The sequence below is a fragment of the Pasteurella sp. XG20 genome, from assembly GCF_018968665.1.
GTDB lineage: Bacteria > Pseudomonadota > Gammaproteobacteria > Enterobacterales > Pasteurellaceae > Pasteurella > Pasteurella multocida.
In genome coordinates this window covers 2,155,109-2,169,875 of sequence record NZ_CP076656.1, presented here as the reverse complement: position 1 = coordinate 2,169,875, position 14,767 = coordinate 2,155,109, and the positions used below count along the sequence as shown (strand labels likewise).

The window sequence follows — 14,767 nt, the reverse complement described above, 5'->3', positions numbered from 1 at the left end:
TTATTGTGTTTTTTGTACTGTCTCATTTTCAGGGAAATACAAAGGACCTTTCACACCACAAGCCACACTTAAGGCACAAACCATCCCTAATAAGAAAATTGAAACCCATTTTTTCATACCATCATCCTTACTCATTCAATTCGATAACACTTTTTACCATTAAATCCGCCTTTGTGCTATCACAATAATGCGAAAATCTTTATAATCCTTATTTTAGGATGACGATAAAGAGGCCTTTATGAACGTAACAGAATTTCATCAAAATATTGAACAGGTATGGGCAAAAATCGAAGAACAATTAGAAGCACAAGACTGTGATGTGGATTGTGATACACAAGGTTCGGTATTCAGCATTACCTTTCAAGATCGTAGCCAAGTGGTGATCAACAAACAAGAACCTTTATTAGAATTATGGTTAGCAAGCCGTGTGGGTGGTTTCCATTTTCGTTATCAAAATAACAATTGGACAAGCAATGATGGAAAAGACTTTTGGGCGTGTTTAGAAGAAGCTTGTGCCGCTCATGGTGAAATTGTTCACTTTAGTTAAGGAAGTAATCAGAATGTACAAAGCAAAAGGAATTAACCTGTACAAAAAATGCCTTATCTTAGCAGTGTTAGGCGTCTTTGTTAGCCATGGTACACAGGCAAATGAAAGTGACGCGCGTCCCTATAAAAGTAAAGCAGAAGTCTTATTAACCAAATCTGATGCCTTCATCGGCTTACTTGGCTACGAAGAAAACTATCTGATGGGGACCTATTCAAACAGGCATTTTCTTAAACGCGAAAAAACGCAAAAAGATGAGATTAAGTTCAAAATTAGCTTAGCACTTCCCCTTTGGCGGGGTATTTTGGGCAATAATTCCGTATTAGCCGCCTCTTATACACAAAAGTCCTGGTTTCAGCTAAGTAATGTTGATGATTCTTCTCCTTTCCGCGAAACCAATTACGAACCTCAGCTATTTTTGGCTTGGAAAACGCAATATTCCTTACCTTTTGGCTGGACATTACAGGATGTGGAAACCGGGATAAATCATCAATCCAATGGGCGCGATGATGCGGAAAAACTCTCTCGCAGTTGGAATCGCCTCTATGTGCGTGCCTCTGCCATAAAACAGAATTGGACAGTTGAAATCAAACCTTGGTGGCGTATTCCTGAGAAAGCCAAAAATGATGATAACCCAGACATCACTAAATACCGCGGTCATTTTGATATAGCGTTGGGGTACTACTATCGCGATCATCAATTTAAACTTTCAGGTCACTATAATCCGATCTCAAACAAAGGGGGATTAGAGGCAAGTTATAGTTACCCAATCACAAAAAACATTCGTTTCTACACTCAATACTATAATGGCTATGGTGAATCCTTAATTGATTATCAACAACGTATCCAACGTATTGGTATCGGCATTTCCTTGAACAATGTTTTCTAGTTCTCTCCTCTCAAAAGACAATAAAAGTGCGGTGGATTTTCACGAAATTCCGTTAAAACAGACCGCACTTGACGTGTTGCATGCTGTTTTCGGTTACCAAAGTTTCCGTAAAGGGCAAGAGGAAGTCATTGATGCGACGTTAATGGGCAAAGATAGCCTAGTGATTATGGCGACGGGGAATGGCAAATCTTTATGCTACCAAATTCCAGCCCTCTGTTTTGAGGGGCTTACCTTGGTCATATCACCACTGATCTCGTTAATGAAAGATCAAGTGGACCAGCTGCTTGCGAATGGAATTGAAGCCGATTATCTCAACTCTAGCCAAACCTTTACTGAGCAACAACAAGTACAAAATAAACTGATGTCTGGCACCTTAAAATTACTTTATGTGTCGCCAGAAAAAGTGATGACAACCAGCTTTTTCCATTTGATCTCACACTGCAAAGTGAGTTTTGTGGCCATTGATGAGGCTCATTGTATTTCACAATGGGGGCATGATTTCCGTCCAGAATATACCCAACTTGGTGGCTTAAAAAGCTGTTTTCCACACGCCCCCATAATGGCGCTCACGGCGACTGCCGATCATGCCACACGACAAGATATTTTACGCCACTTAAACTTACAATCCCCGCATGTGTATATTGGCAGTTTTGATCGCCCGAATATCCGCTATACTTTAGTGGAAAAATTTAAACCCATGGAGCAACTTTGTCGTTTTGTTTTGGGGCAAAAAGGCAAAAGTGGCATTATCTACTGTAATAGCCGTAGCAAAGTAGAACGTATTGCAGAAAGTTTGCGCAATAAAGGGGTGTCCGCACAAGCCTACCATGCAGGGCTAGAAACTGCACAACGTGAGCAAGTTCAACGCGCCTTTCAACGCGATAATGTCCAAGTTGTGGTTGCGACTATTGCATTTGGTATGGGGATTAATAAATCCAATGTGCGCTTTGTCGTGCATTTTGATTTGCCACGCAGTATTGAGTCTTACTATCAAGAAACAGGACGAGCGGGACGTGATGATTTGCCTGCGGAAGCGGTTTTATTTTATGAACCTGCAGATTACGCTTGGCTACATAAAATCCTATTAGAGAAACCCGAATCACCGCAGCGCCAAATCGAAGCATTGAAATTACAAGCGATTGGCGAATTTGCCGAAAGTCAAACCTGCCGACGTTTAGTCTTACTCAATTATTTTGGTGAACACCAACAAAAACCTTGTCAGAACTGTGATATTTGCCTTGATCCACCTAAACAATATGATGGCTTAATTGATGCACAAAAAGTCATGTCAACCATTTACCGCATTGGTCAGCGTTTTGGTGTGCATTATGTGATTGCCGTCCTACGAGGTTTAAGTAGTCAAAAAATCAAAGACAATCAACACGAGCAATTAAGCGTTTATGGCATTGGTAAAGACAAAAGCAAAGAACATTGGCAATCTGTTATCCGTCAACTCATTCATTTAGGTTTTATCAAACAAGTGTTTGACCATTTTAATGCCACGTTGCAATTAACCGAAAATGCCAAACCGATTTTACGCGGTGAGCAACCTTTATCCCTTGCGATGCCACGTATTTCATCACTTACCTCCGTGGTAGCGCCTCAACGCTACGCCATGGCACAATATGACAAAGACTTATTTGCTCGACTCCGCTTCTTACGTAAACAAATCGCAGACAAGGAAAATATCCCTGCTTATATTGTATTTAATGATGCGACCTTACAAGAAATGGCACAATATCAACCCACCACCAAAGCGGAAATGTTAGCAATCAATGGGGTAGGGGCGACTAAGTTTGAACGCTTTGCGCAACCCTTTATGCAGATTATTCAACAACATAAAAAAGTACTCACACAACATGAGCCGCCACTCTCTTTAGAGTCATGATATGTTTGCATTGAGGTAAGCATTTCCCGAGTTAAATATGAAAAAGCACAGTAGCTGGACTGGCATACTGTGCTTTTTTAGCAAACCAAACTGCTGATTTAGAAATGGATGTTTAATCCTAAAGTCACATTACGCCCCATCTGCGGTACAAAGGGTAAAAAAGAAGTATGAGAATAAACTTTACGGTTTAACACATTATTTGCTTGAACAAATAATTGATAATTTACCCCAGCTATTTGGCGTGAATAATCCACTCCGATATTTAATAAACTATATGCAGCCGTTTGATTTTCTAACGGCGCTACTTTCTTTTGTTGATAAACGTAAGTGTATTCGAGTGAACTTGTTAAACTCTCAGTCATCTCCATATTCACACGAAAGCCTAAACGCATTGGCGGGACACGTGGTGCGTCTTGATCAGGCTGAGGAACGGGTTCTAAGCTATTCGCCACATGATCGACACGGTACGTTGGCGGTAAATCATACAGTTTTCCACGCACATAATCACCAAAAAGTCCCATGTGCAGTTCAGGTGTCAACGCATAGTCAATACGCCCTTCCACACCATAATATTTCGCTTTGGATTGATTATAACGATTCAAAGATAAATTACCGGATTTGTTCAATGTTTGATTAAAAATCCGATTTTTAAAATCATTGTAATATACATTCACTTTATAACTTAGCTTGTCACCAAGATACGCAAGACCGACTTCCCAGTTATCAGAAACTTCTTTTTTCAGATTACGATTACCATGTTCAAATGACACCGTCGCTAAATGTTTGCCGTGGTAATACAATTCCATCGGTGTTGGGTGACGTTCGTTATGTGAGTAAGTCAAAGAAAGGGTGTAGTCAGGTGTCATATTCTAACTGATAGCACCAGAATAAGAGGTCGCGCGATCATGATAAGAGGCAAAATCAGGTGCTGGATAACTGCCTTGACGACATCCTGATGGGCGATAAAAGAACGAATTAGGATCACAGCCTTCCAGCTTTCGCTTTACTTTAAACAGCCAAGCGCGATCATATTCAATATCAATGCGTTGTTTTTCCGTACGTACACCAATTTCAAATAAAAAATCTTGCCAACGCAATTGTTCTATAGCAAAAAAACTCATTTGTGATTGAGTATTTTCAATCAATGCCCATGACTTACGATCACCCTTAGTGATTTTGGACGGATCGCGTTGCTTTTTCTTATGACAAGGATCGCTTGCATTATTTGAGCATGGTGCAATACGCGGAATATTCGCACTGCTGGTTTGTGTTTGATACTGCGCCCCTATAACGCCACTCAACCCCGCTATGGGCGTATGGAAAATCTCTACGCGCAGGTTATATCCATTATTTTTAAATAAATTCACGGAGATATTGCCATCTTTTTCATCGTGTTTATAACGGGTTTCCGAATAACTGAGTTTGATTTTCTCAATCGCTTTCATCGGCTGCTTGACTTCAGTACGTATGTCATAACGTTTAGCATAAGAATCAATCAATGGACCGGCAATAGAATGGTCATGATCGTGACCGTAAGGATGATTATGACTGTGTTTTCCATCCATGTCATGATTTGATCCACAATGGAAATGCGTATTTACTAGATCCGTATCATGCATTAAATGAGGATAAAGCCCTAAATAATAGTCATTACGTACATTGCCACCCCAAATATGCGCAGCACAACTATCTAGCTTATGGTTATGTCCCGGTAACCCATATTTCTCACGACGAAGATTGTAGGCAAAACCGACATAACCTCGCTCACCGATAAAAGCCACCCCATAGTTACCTGACTTCGTTTTATTTTGAGTATCGGGGACATAATTTAATGTTTTGTCTAGCTTAAATGCTGGCACATGGTAATTATTTGAGCCACGTAACAGTTCTTCTACCCGTAAAGCAATGTGCTTACCTAACCCGAAAGTCAGTGCAGCCGTTACCAATTTTTCATGACTATTCGTGTTATAACGCGTATTGAAATCCACTTCATAGCCCTTTTGAGGAAGCTGTGTTGGAATGCGTTTATCTACTACATTAATCACACCAGCAGGTGACGCATTGGCATATAACAATGTTGAGGCACCTCGTACAATTTCGACTTGCTCTGCCAATAACGTATCGACACCAATCGCATGGTCAGGAGAAAGTTGAGACATGTCAATGACATCAGAACCATTTTGTAAGATTTTTAAACGCATGCCTTCCTGTCCTCGAACGACAGGTGCACTGGATCCACCACCAAATTGATTACTATGTACACTGAGTTCACCCGCTAACGCATTACCTAATGTACTGGAGCCTGTTTTTAATTTTTGCTTACTGACTAAAATGTCATTTTGTTTTGGTAAGCCGGAAAGGGGATCGCTACGAAAAGCAGCACCTTTCGACTCCACACTAATTTCATCTAAAAAAACAATTTGCTTCTTTTCTGTATTTGCCCAAACTACTTGCGGAATGCAACACATCATCAAAACAGCAAAAAATTTATTTACTTTACAACCTCTTGAAATCATTTAAATAGAACTCCTTTCTCGATTTCAGGATAAAACAAAGGAAATCACTTTACTTAAAGCGATGAATCTTATTTTTCAATAAAAAATAAGATTCATCATATTACAAGCCTAAAACAAGAAAGGAAAGGGAAGATAATCAGATTGCTTTTTTATTCGCTAAAAAGCACAAAAAAGGCACAATACTGTGCCCTATTGAATCAGAATGTAAAAATTAACGGATTGAACGCGCAAACTCAGCGGCTTCGGCAATCAAAGTTTCGCTTGGTCGTTGATGCGTGTAGAGTTCGAATTGTTCGACCGCTTGCAAGACAATCACTTCCGCACCTGAAATGGTCTGCTTATTTTGCTGTTTCGCATATTGAATTAATGGTGTTTCTGCGGGCAAAGCAACAACATCAAATATGCTGCTGGCTTGCTCAATCAGACTTTCAGGGAAAGCGAGCGTATTTTCCTCTCCACCAGACATCCCAATCGGGGTTGCATTCACTAAAATCGATGCTTCATTGCCTTCTAAATGATTGATATATTGATATCCATATAGATTCGCTAAATACTGCCCTGTAGTTGCATTACGTGCATACACACTCAAATCGTGAAAGCCCGCATGTTTAAATGCTGCAACAACGGCTTTCGCCATACCACCGCTCCCCTGCACAATCACCTTGTGATGTTTATCAAGTTGATACTGTTGAATCAATTTGCTGATCGCAATGTAATCGGTGTTATAGGCTTTTAAATAACCATTTTCATTGACAATCGTATTCACTGACTCAATGACTTTCGCAGATTCGGATATTTCATCAAGAAACGGCATACAGCTTTCTTTAAAAGGCATGGATACCGCACAGCCCCGAATGCCGAGCGCACGAACTCCTTTTACGGCATGTTCAATATCGGAGGTGGTGAACGCTTTATAAATATAGTTTAGCCCTAGCTTTTGATATAAGTAATTATGGAACGCCGTGCCAAAATTACCCGGTTTACCCGCCAGTGAAATACAAAGCTGCGTTTCTTTATTAATCATAAAATATCCTTGTGCTCACGTGTCTTCAGTAAGAAAAAAGTGCGGAAAATGACCGCACTTTTTAACTCACTGCTAAATTACACCTTAGAGGCATGATCGTCATTAAAATATTGGTTCATATCAAAAGCGGGTTTCGCCGCTTGATCGCGAGCAATCACACGTGCCGGTACCCCCGCTGCGGTGGTATATTCAGGGACAGGTTGTAAAACAACCGAGTTTGCCCCAATTTTGGCATAACGTCCCACTTCAATGTTACCTAAGATTTTTGCCCCAGCGCCAATCATCACACCTTCGCGTACTTTAGGATGACGATCACCACACTCTTTACCCGTCCCCCCCAAGGTGACGCCTTGTAAAATCGACACATCATTTTCAATCACCGAGGTTTCTCCCACCACGATGCCTGTCGCATGGTCAAACATAATGCCACAACCAATTTTAGCAGCAGGATGGATATCCACATCAAAGGCGACCGAGATTTGGTTTTGTAAATAAACAGCTAAGGCTTTCCGCTCTTGTTGCCATAAATAATGGGTAATCCGATAACTTTGCAAGGCATGAAAACCTTTTAAATATAACAGTGGCGTAGAATATAATTCCACCGCGGGATCGCGTTGACGCACCGCACGGATATCACAGGCAGCACTGGCAATGATGTCAGGATCCGCCTGATAAGCTTCCTCAATAATTTCTCGCAAAGCAATGGCGGGCATAATCGTATTTGCCAATTTGTTGGCTAAAATATAGCTTAATGCATTACCAAGATTATGATGTTTCAAAATCGTTGCGTGAAAAAAACTGGCCAAAATTGGCTCATTTTCTGCTAAGGTTTTTGCTTCCTGACGGATGTCAGTCCAAACCGCTAATGGCATGTTACTTACCTCGTTCTGTTTTCCTTATTATTCCCCTTTGCGCTCACGTCCGAGTAGGCTTGCCGCCACGTCTTGTGCATTTTTACCACAGAATAAAACTTGATAAACTTGTTCTGTGATCGGCATTTCTATCCCTTGACGTTGCGCTAATAAATAGGCTTCTTTCGCGTTATAAAAGCCTTCTACCACTTGCCCGATATTGTCCATTGCTGTTTGGGCTGAAAAGCCCTGACCGAGCATAATACCAAATCGGCGGTTACGCGATTGATCGTCAGTACAGGTTAACACTAAATCACCTAAGCCAGACATGCCCATAAAAGTATTTGGATTCGCGCCTAATGAGGCGCCTAAACGGCTAATTTCCGCAATACCACGAGTAATCAAGGCTGTTCGTGCATTAGCACCAAAGCCCATACCATCCGACATCCCAGCACTGATCGCAATCACATTTTTAATCGCACCACCTAGCTGCACACCGATCATATCTTGATTAATATAAACTCTGAAATGTTTACTGCAATGGATACGAGCTTGGAATTCCAAAGCAAATTGTTCATTATTGGAGGCTAGGGCAATTGCGGTCGGTAAACCGGCAGCAAGCTCTTTCGCAAATGTCGGTCCAGATAATACCGCTAACGGGTGTTGTGTACCGAGCTTTTCCTCAATCACTTCTTGCAATAAACGCCCCGTATTGCGCTCTAACCCTTTCGTCGCCCAAGCAATGCGATGTTCAGGGCGTAAATAAGGCTTAATTTTATCAATCACTTCCCCAAATACATGACTTGGCACCACAATTAACAGATCACGTGATTGGCTTAAGGCACTGGCTAAATCAAATTCAATATGCAAGGCATCTGGAAAAGCAATATTCGGCAAAAAGGCGTTATTCTGACGTTCTTCACTTAAGCGTTGCATGTGAACAGGATCATGTCCCCAAAGATAAGTAGGGAAACCATTTCGAGAAAACGCAATCGCTAATGCGGTACCATAAGAACCTGCACCAAGTACCGTAATTGGAGAAGTGGCTACAGTCGTATTCATGTTATACTCCCGAAAAATGATGAAACTAAGTGAGGCAATTGGACATCATCTTAATAAATTAAGTGATAAAATTTCGCTCTCACAGCGAGAGCGAAAAGAGATAGATTAATGAACGTCTTTATTTTCTTCTTCTGTGGTTTGTTCAGCTTGTTCTTGACGCTGTAAATAGTCCATAAACAACGCATCAAAATTCACAGGGGAAAGATTCAATGCAGGGAATGTACCGCGATTCACTAAGCTTGATACTAATTCACGCGCATAAGGGAAAAGCATATTTGGGCATTGTGAAGTTAAACAATGTGCCATTTGCATCTCTTCTAAACCACTAATGGTGAAAACCCCAGCTTGTTTGACTTCGCAGATAAAAGCAACATCACCTGAACTTTCCATGGTGGTTTCCACAGAAATATTTAAGCAAACTTCGTATAAATCATCACCGACTTGTTTCGCTTCTGTACTTAAATCAAAACTGAGTTTTGGCTCCCAATCTTGTTGGAAAATATGTGGAAGATTAGGTGCTTCAAACGACACATCTTTCACATAAATGCGTTGGATTTGAAGTACTGGTTGCTGTGTTGCTTGTGTCTCTGCCGCATTCACTTGATTTTCTTCAGACATGTTTAAATCCTTATGATCTATTTTTTAATTAAAGGTAAATTTGCAGAACGCCAACCTGTAATGCCTTCTTTTAGGGTATAAACACGGTTAAATCCTTGTTTACTTAATAACTCGGCAGACGCACCGGCACTCATACCGGTTGCACAAGCCAGAATCACAGGCGTGTCTTTATGATGATGAATTTTACCGACATTATTCTTTTTGATTTCTGCGGGTAAAATATTCAAACTGTTAATAATATGACCACGCTCAAACTCATCAATAGAGCGTAAATCCACCACAACGGCATCTTCATTATTCATCAAGCTTACCGCTTCCGCATTTGTCACCACTTTGACTTTTGAGGTGAAATCTTTCACAAAAGTATAAATGACCATAAAAAAGACCATTACCCACGCAAGTACCATTAAAGTATGATTTTGGGCAAAGGCTTTTGCCATTGGAATAAATTCTTGCATTTTTTTCTCAGGATTAAGTTTAAAATAAGAGCTTAAGTATAACCGCACTTTAAATATCTTTCAAAGCAAAGTATTCAAATTTTAATTGATCTACATTATAGATAGCCTACCTATTTATTGCTATATTAATCCCGATTCTACGAAAGTAGGAAGGCAACGGATCATTTCTTTTCTGCAATCTTCATTCAAACTTATCACATAAGGATACATTATGTTCTTCATTCAATTTGGCATAGTTTTACTATGTATTTTAGTCGGGGCACGTATTGGCGGTATCGGGCTCGGAGTTATGGGGGGCTTAGGACTTGCTATTCTCTCCTTTGGGTTTGGTTTAAAACCAGCCGGCTTACCTATCGACGTTATGTTTATGATCATGGCAGTCGTCTCTGCCGCCGCAGCGATGCAAGCGTCAGGCGGTTTAGATTATATGATCAAAATTGCGGCGCGTATTTTACGTAAAAATCCTAAATACATTACTTTTATGGCACCTGCTGTCACTTGGACTTTCACCGTATTAGCGGGTACCGGACACGTGGCTTATTCTGTACTACCGGTTATCGCGGAAGTCAGTCGCCATAATGGCGTACGCCCAGAACGCCCACTGTCTATGGCTGTGATTGCTTCACAATTCGCCATTGTGGCTAGTCCTATCGCGGCAGCCGTGGTTGCTGTAGTGAACTTTCTCGAGCCACAGGGCATCACCTTAGGGAATGTCTTATCTGTCACCATTCCAGCCACGGTATTAGGACTTTTTGTGGCGTGTTTATTTGTTAATAAAATGGGGAAAGAATTACATGAAGACCCTGTTTATTTAGCCAAATTACAAGATCCAGAATACGTTAAAGAAAGCCAAGCACAATCTACCATTGGTGAAGCTGACATCTCAGATAAAGCAAAAGTATCTGTAGGTATCTTCTTGTTTGCTGCATTATTAGTAGTATTAATGGGGACGTTCCCAAGCTTACGCCCAACCTTTGATGGCAAAGCAATGGGGATGGCACACACCATTGAAATCGTGATGCTTTCTGCAGGTGCACTCATTATGTTATTGTGTAAACCTGATGGCACAGCGGTGACTAAAGGATCGGTCTTCCATGCAGGTATGCGTGCTGTCATTGCGATTTTCGGTATCGCATGGCTAGGTGATACGCTTATGCAAGCCCATATTGTGGAAGTCAAAGATTCAGTAAAATATCTCGTTGAAACGGCACCATGGGCGTTTGCATTTGCACTCTTTGCCTTATCTGTATTAGTGAATAGCCAAGGGGCAACAGTCGCCACCTTATTCCCACTTGGTATTGCATTAGGTATCCCAGCACCGATCTTGATTGGTACCTTTGTGGCAGTAAACGGTTATTTCTTTATTCCAAACTACGGTCCAATCATTGCTTCTATTGATTTTGATACCACTGGAACAACACGCATTGGTAAATTCATTTTCAACCACAGCTTTATGCTCCCTGGTCTATTAAGCATGGCATTTAGCTTAGGTTTTGGTTTACTGTTTGCCAATTTTATTCTTTAAGTAAACATTAGAAGACAAAAACGCGGTTTGATATTGAATCAAACCGCGTTTTTTTGTCGATGACTTCAACAAGTCTCGTAAAACTTGCTTAAAAATGACCGCACTTTATTTCTTCAATGCCCCCAAAATACCACGCATGATTTGCTTGGTCACTTGAGTACGGATGCTACGTCCAACTGATTTCGCCACACCACTGACAATTTCTTCCGTCACAGTCAGTTTCTCACCGCGTTTTTTCGTACCAAAAATCATGCGACTTAAACTGCCCATTAAACCACTTTCCTCTTCTTGTTGTGCTTGCTCTGCTTGCTTTTGCGCAACAGCGGCAAGATCTGCTTGTTGATTTAACACTTCAAAGGCAGACTCATTATCAATCAATTCACGGTAAAAAGGATAAATATCATCGTCTTTAACCCAAGCATCGCGTTCTTCTTGTGCAATCGGTTTTAGCTGGCTACGTGGCGGGAAAATAAACGCTACTTCGACGGGGGTCGGCATCCCTTTTTCATCCAAAAAAGACACCAACGCTTGTCCCACACCAAGACTGGTGATCGTTTCCGTTACATTAATCTTTGGATTAGTGCGGAACGTTTCGGCGGCAGCTTTTACCGCTTTTTGATCTCGTGGCGTGAAGGCACGTAAGGCGTGCTGTACACGGTTACCAAGCTGACCTAACACCGTATCCGGCAAATCTAACGGGTTTTGCGTCACAAAATACACACCAACGCCTTTAGAACGAATTAAACGCACCACTTGTTCCACTTTATCCACCAACACGGCGGGTGCGCCATCAAACAATAAATGTGCTTCATCAAAGAACATCACAAATTTCGGCTTTTCCGGATCACCGACTTCAGGTAAAGTCTCGAATAACTCTGACATGAGCCAGAGTAAAAAGGCACTGTACATTTTTGGTGAATTAATTAATTTTTCCGAATTCAGCACATTGATGACACCACGCCCATCTCGCGTTTGTAACCAATCTTCTAAATTCAAAGCCGGCTCGCCAAACAAATTTGCGGCCCCTTGATTTTCAAGGGTAAGCAAGGCACGCTGAATCGCCCCCACACTGGCAGCTGAAACATTACCGTATTCCAATTGGAACGTTTTGGCATTGTCTGCTACATATTTCAATATCGCGCGTAAATCTTTTAAATCTATCAGCAATAACCCTTTATCATCTGCAACACGGAACACTAAATTCAATAGCCCTTCTTGCGTGGCATTCAGATTTAAAAGACGCGATAACAGTAAAGGTCCCATTTCTGAAATTGTAGTACGAAGCGGAATACCCGTTTCGCCAAACACATCCCAAAATGAAACAGGATAGCCATTAAGGTAGCCTTCGCCACCCAAGCCAAATTGCTCAATACGCTCAGCAATTTTTCCTTGAAATTGACCGGCTTTGACTAAACCAGATAAATCGCCTTTGACATCCACTAAAAAGACTGGCACACCGTCATCACTAAAAGCTTCTGCCATAGTACGTAAGGTAACCGTTTTCCCAGTCCCGGTTGCTCCCGCAATTAAACCATGTCGATTTGCCATTTTGGCGGTGATCCCCAGTTGTTGTCCTTGTTCTGTTTGCGATAAAAGATATTGCATAAAATTGCCCTTAAACAAAAAATGATCGGTTCATCATAAGGAAAAAAAACAAGCGGGTCAAAATGTGAAAAGCAAAAATCACGAATGACTCACAAATTGAGTGCACTCTTGTCATTTTGTCTTTCGCAAGAAAGATGTTATATTGCCGAACTTTTAAACATCAACGAAAAATCATTATGTCTGCATTCTCTGAAATTTCACCACAACAAGCTTGGCAACTGGTGCAACAACACGCTGCTGCTTTGTTAGATATCCGCAATGAAACACACTTTGCTCTCGCTCATCCAGCCCAAGCATTTCACTTGAGTCATCAATCCTATGGCGAATTTGAGATGCAATATGAAGATGATCATCCCGTCATTGTCATTTGCTATCATGGCGTCAGTAGCCGTGGTGCAGCAATGTATTTGATCGAACAGGGTTACACCCAAGTGTACAGTGTAACCGGCGGGTTTGAGGCTTGGGAACGAGATGGGTTACCAATTGAACGCATAGGTTAATGAAACCCACCTGCCACATAGTACAGCATCCCATAAAACGCCACCGCACTAAGCCCTAACAACCCGCGTGCAAAAGGTGGTTTGTGTTGATTAAGACGATACGCAAGCCGTGCGATTAACGCTAAGCCAAAAGGATATGCCCATAAAAAAACGGACATCAACGTGGTTTCCGTTTCACTCAGGCGAGGATTTTTCAACAAATTCGGTGAAATGGTTAAGGCTAACGGCCACAGCAAAATTGGCAAACAAAATAGTGCAATCCCCCAACTAAACCCACTAAATCCTTTTGGCTTATTTTCTCTTTCCATTCTTTACTCCATCTCGTTACAATAATGACATCTCAATACAGCTATGGAATATAACAAATGCGATATTTATTTGGTAGTGAAATCCCCACATTGGCTTTTCGTTTTCGAGATTATATTCGTGCACAATTTAACGTGGAAGTAGAACTGCGCGAGATACAAGACGAAAACGGTCAACAAATTCAACTTTTTTTACCTCAACATGCACCGCACTTTGAGGCTATCCTTGCGGAAGTACCGCTTTTTCTCGCAGACCCTTTTCATACCAAATATGAACAGGCAAGTTGGCAACGTGGAGATACGCAGTCAACCACGACCTCACTAAAAGGAATGTTGCAGCAATCTGGACTCACCCTCAGTGCATTACGTAGCCGATCGCGTACAGGTCCTTTCACCCTTTTTATTACTACGCTCTGCCTTGTGATCTATATTTTCCAGCTGACAGGCTATCAAGACAGTATTCTCACCTTGATGCATTATCCTGAGAATACACAGCAAGATACACAATTTTGGCGTTATTTATCACATACTTTCGTGCATCTTTCTCCCCTGCATATTCTGTTTAATTTGTTATGGTGGTGGTTGTTTGGTCATACAATTGAACACCATTTTGGTACAGGAAAATTATTTCAGCTCTTCTTAATCGCTGGTTTACTTAGTGGTTTTGCGCAAAATATTGCCTCCGGACCTTACTTTTTTGGCTTATCTGGCGTGGTGTATGCCGTCTTAGGCTATGTGTTAATTTATGATAAGTGGGGGAAAAACGCGGACTTCACTCTCCCTAGCGGGTTTTCCTTAATGCTGATTGTCGGGATTGTCAGTGGATTTATCAGCCCACTCTTTGGAGTTGAAATGGGTAATACAGCCCACATTACTGGCTTAATTGTCGGCTTACTGCTCGGTTGGGCAACGATAAAGCCCACACTAAAAAGATGATCAGCAAATAAAAATAGCATAAAATGCAATCAAAACTAGCCACAAC

The 14,767-nt window shown here is 41.3% G+C and carries 14 protein-coding genes and 1 pseudogene; 6 read left to right on the top strand and 9 right to left on the bottom strand.

Annotated features, from left to right (window positions below):
• A complete protein-coding gene (locus KPF51_RS10850; RefSeq protein WP_005717943.1) occupies positions 1-117 on the bottom strand; it encodes a lipoprotein in 117 nt (38 codons plus the stop codon).
• Positions 118-238: 121 nt separating this feature from the next.
• Between KPF51_RS10850 and cyaY the strand changes: the two genes are divergently transcribed.
• Genes cyaY through recQ form a run of 3 tightly spaced genes read left to right on the top strand, consistent with a single transcriptional unit; the run spans position 239 to position 3,321 of the window.
• The gene (cyaY, locus tag KPF51_RS10165) at positions 239-547 is read left to right on the top strand and encodes an iron donor protein CyaY (RefSeq protein WP_005735315.1); all 309 of its coding nucleotides are present in this window, start codon (positions 239-241) and stop codon (positions 545-547) included.
• A 13-nt stretch (positions 548-560) separates the two neighbouring features.
• Entirely contained in the window at positions 561-1,433 is an 873-nt protein-coding gene (gene pldA, locus KPF51_RS10160; RefSeq protein WP_005724084.1) for a phospholipase A, read from the top strand.
• Positions 1,423-3,321 (top strand): DNA helicase RecQ, encoded by a 1,899-nt coding sequence (gene recQ, locus KPF51_RS10155; protein WP_005724086.1) that lies wholly within the window; start codon positions 1,423-1,425, stop codon positions 3,319-3,321. Before pldA ends, recQ begins: the two co-directional genes overlap by 11 nt.
• Positions 3,322-3,419: 98 nt before the next feature.
• Here the strand turns inward: recQ and KPF51_RS10150 are convergent.
• From KPF51_RS10150 to KPF51_RS10125, 6 genes and pseudogenes are all read right to left on the bottom strand, one after another.
• A pseudogene (locus KPF51_RS10150) lies at positions 3,420-5,837 on the bottom strand (TonB-dependent receptor).
• 211 nt (positions 5,838-6,048) lie between these two features.
• Positions 6,049-6,861, bottom strand: a complete 813-nt coding sequence (locus KPF51_RS10145; RefSeq protein ID WP_061406304.1) for a shikimate 5-dehydrogenase — start codon at positions 6,859-6,861, stop codon at positions 6,049-6,051.
• Between the two features lie 77 nt (positions 6,862-6,938).
• Positions 6,939-7,733, bottom strand: coding sequence for a serine O-acetyltransferase (gene cysE / locus KPF51_RS10140; protein ID WP_005717958.1), 795 nt, complete (start codon positions 7,731-7,733; stop codon positions 6,939-6,941).
• Between the two features lie 27 nt (positions 7,734-7,760).
• A complete protein-coding gene (gpsA, locus tag KPF51_RS10135) occupies positions 7,761-8,774 on the bottom strand; it encodes an NAD(P)H-dependent glycerol-3-phosphate dehydrogenase (RefSeq protein ID WP_061406305.1) in 1,014 nt (337 codons plus the stop codon).
• Positions 8,775-8,879: 105 nt separating this feature from the next.
• Positions 8,880-9,392 (bottom strand): protein-export chaperone SecB, encoded by a 513-nt coding sequence (gene secB / locus KPF51_RS10130; RefSeq protein ID WP_005717963.1) that lies wholly within the window; start codon positions 9,390-9,392, stop codon positions 8,880-8,882.
• A 17-nt stretch (positions 9,393-9,409) separates the two neighbouring features.
• Positions 9,410-9,850 carry a rhodanese-like domain-containing protein gene (locus tag KPF51_RS10125; RefSeq protein WP_005717964.1) on the bottom strand — a complete coding sequence of 147 codons (441 nt, stop codon included), beginning with the start codon at positions 9,848-9,850 and terminating at the stop codon, positions 9,410-9,412.
• Positions 9,851-10,061: 211 nt separating this feature from the next.
• Between KPF51_RS10125 and KPF51_RS10120 the strand changes: the two genes are divergently transcribed.
• Positions 10,062-11,375 (top strand): anaerobic C4-dicarboxylate transporter, encoded by a 1,314-nt coding sequence (locus tag KPF51_RS10120; protein WP_005717965.1) that lies wholly within the window; start codon positions 10,062-10,064, stop codon positions 11,373-11,375.
• Between the two features lie 105 nt (positions 11,376-11,480).
• On the opposite strand, the gene KPF51_RS10115 is transcribed toward KPF51_RS10120, so the two are convergent.
• Positions 11,481-12,980, bottom strand: a complete 1,500-nt coding sequence (locus KPF51_RS10115) for a helicase HerA-like C-terminal domain-containing protein (protein ID WP_061406306.1) — start codon at positions 12,978-12,980, stop codon at positions 11,481-11,483.
• Positions 12,981-13,156: 176 nt separating this feature from the next.
• Between KPF51_RS10115 and glpE the strand changes: the two genes are divergently transcribed.
• Positions 13,157-13,480 (top strand): thiosulfate sulfurtransferase GlpE, encoded by a 324-nt coding sequence (gene glpE, locus KPF51_RS10110; RefSeq protein WP_005724096.1) that lies wholly within the window; start codon positions 13,157-13,159, stop codon positions 13,478-13,480.
• Here the strand turns inward: glpE and KPF51_RS10105 are convergent.
• A complete protein-coding gene (locus KPF51_RS10105; RefSeq protein ID WP_005717973.1) occupies positions 13,477-13,788 on the bottom strand; it encodes a DUF5389 domain-containing protein in 312 nt (103 codons plus the stop codon). The two genes, glpE and KPF51_RS10105, sit on opposite strands and share 4 nt — an antisense overlap.
• Before the next feature lie 57 nt (positions 13,789-13,845).
• On the opposite strand from KPF51_RS10105, the gene KPF51_RS10100 reads away from it, so the two are divergent.
• Positions 13,846-14,721 (top strand): rhomboid family intramembrane serine protease, encoded by an 876-nt coding sequence (locus KPF51_RS10100; protein WP_005724098.1) that lies wholly within the window; start codon positions 13,846-13,848, stop codon positions 14,719-14,721.
• Positions 14,722-14,767 lie beyond the last annotated feature (46 nt).